A 3,807-nucleotide genomic window follows, 5' to 3' on the forward strand; every position below is an offset into this window, starting at 1 on the left:
GATCTTGACCAGGCCCGCGGCCCGGGCGGCGGGAGCGGTACTCGCCGCCCCGTGGCCGGAGGCGGCCGAATCCGGGGACCCAACCGGCGCGTAGGGATCGGCACCGGAGATCCGGCCCGCTCGGCTCATGGAATAAGCTCCTTTCGAACAATGTGCTGACACAATCTGTCCGGACGCTCAACAAATGTTGACATCTTGTTGGTTATCTTCGGGCCGGCGCCGGCTGGAATGGATCAATATCGTCTCCGCCGGAGGCACTCATCCCGGCGATGACCGACCCCGCGGCGGCGAACCATTCATCGGATCAGATCCATGTGGCTCCTGGTACTGCCCCACCCTTGTCCGAGCATCGCCCTCGATTTTCCTGACGTCGTCCTCGACTTCCTAACGTCGCCCGGCCCGGAGGCGATCCGAATACCTGCCGAAATTTGGATGTGGAGCGACCGGCAATGCTGGACACGGGGTTCGGACGCACACCTTGCCGGGTTGTCGTCAACCGACTGTCAGCCATCTGTCTGGTGCGCATCTGTCTGGTGTGCTGCCGGTGCAGGATGATCGGTCACCGCGTCGGCATCCGTGTCCGGACGGTCGGATGTGGGCAGCGGCGGCGGTGTTCCGCCGAACGCCGGGCATCGGATCTTGTGATCGCACCAGTCGCACAATCTGCTCGGGGTCGCCCGCCAGTCGCCCGTGTGCCGGGCCCGGCTGATGGCCGACCACACGGCGTCGATCTTCCGTTCGGTGGCACGCAGATCCCCCTCGTCGGGCTGCACCCGTAACCAGGTCCGGTCAGCCAGGTAGTACAGCCGCAGCTCACGGGGAACCACCCCACGGATCCGCCAGATCAGGTAGGCGTAGAACTTCATCTGGAACAGCGCCTGGCCCTCGAACGCGGGGCCGGGCGCCCGCCCCGTCTTGTAGTCGACGACCCGCAACGCCGGGCCGTCGCGGGTCGTCGCCTCGTCGAGACGGTCGATGTAGCCACGCAGCCGCACTCCGGACTCGAGCACGTGCTCGACATACAGCTCCCGGGCCGCCGGGGCGAGCCTGGCCGGATTCTCCAGGCTGAAGTAGCCGGCGAGCAGAGAACGAGCCGAATCCATCCACACGGTCCGCTCGGCTTCGTTCTCGAACAGTGCGGCCAGGTCCGGCTCCCGGGAGAGCAGGTCACGCCATGCCGGCTCCAGCAGTGCCTCGGCGCCGGCAATCGTGCGTTCCGGCGGTGGATGATCGAAAAGTCGTTCCAGGACGGTGTGGACGACCGTCCCACGCACCGCAGCGGAACTCGGCGGCTCGGGCAGGCGGTCGATTACCCGGAAGCGGTAGCGCAGCGGACAGCTCATGAAGTCGCCCGCTCGCGACGGCGAGAGCGACCCGACAACGCGAATCCGGCCCGCGGGATGCGGAGCGTCCCCACCGGGCGCAGGAGGCTGGTCCATGGACGGGCTCATGCCTTCGGACCATAGGCGGCTGCTCCGACAATCCGGCCACCCGGCCTCGGACCCTCGGCCTTCGGCGGCGCCGTCGGCGTCCACCGCGGTCACGGGTGTCCCGCCACCTGAAAGACTCCGTAGCATCGCAGACATGGCAGATCAGCCTGACCAGGTACCGCGTCACGCCTCCCCCCGCGCGGGCGGAGGCGAACAGGGGGGCGGACACGGTCGCCGACCGCCCGGCATGCTGGTCGGACGGGTTCGCGGTGTACCGGTGTACCTGTCCCCGCTGGCGCTGCTGTTCGGCCTCATCATCGGCGTGCTGCTGCTCGAGCCCAATCGTGAGCGCCTGCCCCACGTGACGGAGGGGCAGTTGTACCTGCTGGTTGCGATCACCTCCGCCGGATTCATCGCGTCCCTGGTCATGCACGAGATCGGCCACTGCCTGACGGCCCTCGGCTTCCGCCTGCGGGTCCGTGCGGTGACCGTGCACGGGTTCGTGGGATTCACCGAGATCGAACCCGAGCCGCAGACCCCCGCCCGGGAGTTCCTGGTGGCCGCCGCGGGACCGGCCGTCAACGGTGTGCTGGCCGGCGCAGGTTTCGCCCTGCTGACCGTGGTGGACAGCGGCACGCAGCCCGGCGTGGTCGTTCTGGACCTGACCGTGACCAATCTTGTCCTCTGCGTGTTCAACCTGCTGCCCGGTCTTCCGCTCGACGGTGGCCGGCTGGTCGTGGCCGCTGTCTGGGGCGGCACCAGGGACAGGCTGCGCGGTGCCCGAGCCGGCGCGTACGGCGGCTATGTGGTTGCCGGCCTGCTGGCCCTGTGGGCCCTGCTCTCGCCGGGTAGCCGCTTCGACGGCCTCTATCTGCTGGTGGTGGCGGCGTTCATCGCCGTGGGGGCGCACCAGTCGCTGCGCCAGGCCCAGATCCGGATGCGCCTGCCGGGGGTGTCAGCCGGGCGGTTGGCGCGTCGTACCCTACCGGTGGAGGGGTCCGTGCCGCTGGCCGAGGCGCTTCGCCGCGCCCGGGAACTCGGTGCGAGCGCGGTGGCCGTCGTCGACTCCGACGGCACGCCCATCAAGGTCATGACCGGCTCCGCGGTGGACGCCCTGCCCGAGCACCGCCGGCCGTGGATGACCGTGGACGAGGTCAGTCGCACGATCTCCCCCGGCATGGTGCTGGAAGCGGAACTGGAAGGCGAGGATCTGTTGGCGGCGGTACGCAGCACACCCGCGACCGAGTATCTGGTGACCCAGGGCGGGCGCCCGGTGGGTGTTCTCGCCATGGTCGACCTGGTTGCCCGCATCGATCCGGCGAGCATCGGCCGGTTGGTGAACCAGCGGTGAACCGGCTACCCATCGGCGCGGACAATCGCCGCGGAACGTTCACCAAGGGCGATCGCGTCCAGCTCACCGACCCCAAGGGGCGGCGGCACACCGTGATGCTGGACCCCGGCCGCCAGTTCCACACCCACGCCGGCGCCATCGAGCACGACGACCTGATCGGCCGCAGCGAGGGTGTGGTCGTGACCAGCACCGGAGGGACGCCGTACCTGGCTCTGCGCCCGCTGCTGACCGACTTCGTCCTGGCCATGCCGCGTGGTGCCGCCGTGGTCTATCCGAAGGACGCCGCGCAGATCGTGACCTACGCCGACATCTTCCCCGGCGCGCGTGTGCTGGAGGCCGGCGTGGGCTCGGGGGCGCTGTCGTGCTCGTTACTGCGTGCCGTCGGTGACCGCGGGCTGGTGGTCTCCTACGAACGGCGGGCCGACTTCGCCGAGATCGCGCGCAGGAACGTCGAGACCTTCTTCGGTGGGCCGCATCCCGCCCACGTCCTGCACGTGGGGGACCTGGTCGAGGCGACCGAACGGGACATCGACCGGGTGGTCCTGGACATGCTGGCCCCCTGGGAGGTGCTGGGCACGGTCAGCGCGGCCCTGGTGCCGGGCGGGGTCGTCTGCGTCTACGTCGCCACCACCACGCAGCTGGGACGCGTCGTCGAGGAACTGCGCGGCCACGGTACGTTCGCCGAACCGGTCGCCTGGGAGTCGATGATGCGCACCTGGCATGTGGACGGGCTGGCGGTACGCCCCGATCACCGGATGGTCGGCCACACCGGCTTCCTCGTGACGGCCCGGCGGCTGGCCGACGGGGTCACCGCCCCGCCGCGGCGGAGGCGACCCGCCAAGGGCGCGCATCCCGACGAAACAGAGATTCCCGGGAAGACCCAGAAACCTCCTGCGGTGTCGGATTCCTGACATCGACGTCATCGGGTGTCGGATTCCCGACATCCCGGCCGGCTCCGAACGGCGGGATGTCGAGGCTCCCGCGTGTGCCCGGGCATCCGAGACGTTCAGAAACCCGGGCGAGGCG

At 69.5% G+C, this 3,807-nt stretch carries 3 protein-coding genes; 2 read left to right on the forward strand and 1 reads right to left on the reverse strand.

What is annotated here, in order from left to right:
• Positions 1–503: 503 nt before the first annotated feature.
• On the reverse strand, positions 504–1,451 hold the full coding sequence (locus DD1DGNOD_RS14425; protein ID WP_430827805.1) for a RecB family exonuclease: 948 nt from the start codon (positions 1,449–1,451) through the stop codon (positions 504–506).
• Between the two features lie 226 nt (positions 1,452–1,677).
• Here DD1DGNOD_RS14425 and DD1DGNOD_RS14430 point away from each other — a divergent pair, with 226 nt between their 5' ends.
• Positions 1,678–2,781, forward strand: coding sequence for a site-2 protease family protein (locus DD1DGNOD_RS14430; RefSeq protein ID WP_131766933.1), 1,104 nt, complete (start codon positions 1,678–1,680; stop codon positions 2,779–2,781).
• Positions 2,778–3,692: a tRNA (adenine-N1)-methyltransferase gene (locus tag DD1DGNOD_RS14435; protein ID WP_131766882.1), complete on the forward strand. Its 915-nt coding sequence runs from the start codon at positions 2,778–2,780 to the stop codon at positions 3,690–3,692. The genes DD1DGNOD_RS14430 and DD1DGNOD_RS14435 overlap by 4 nt, the downstream gene beginning before the upstream one ends.
• Positions 3,693–3,807: the final 115 nt, after the last annotated feature.

The sequence above is a fragment of the Candidatus Protofrankia californiensis genome, assembly GCF_900634765.1.
GTDB lineage: Bacteria > Actinomycetota > Actinomycetes > Frankiales > Frankiaceae > Protofrankia > Protofrankia californiensis.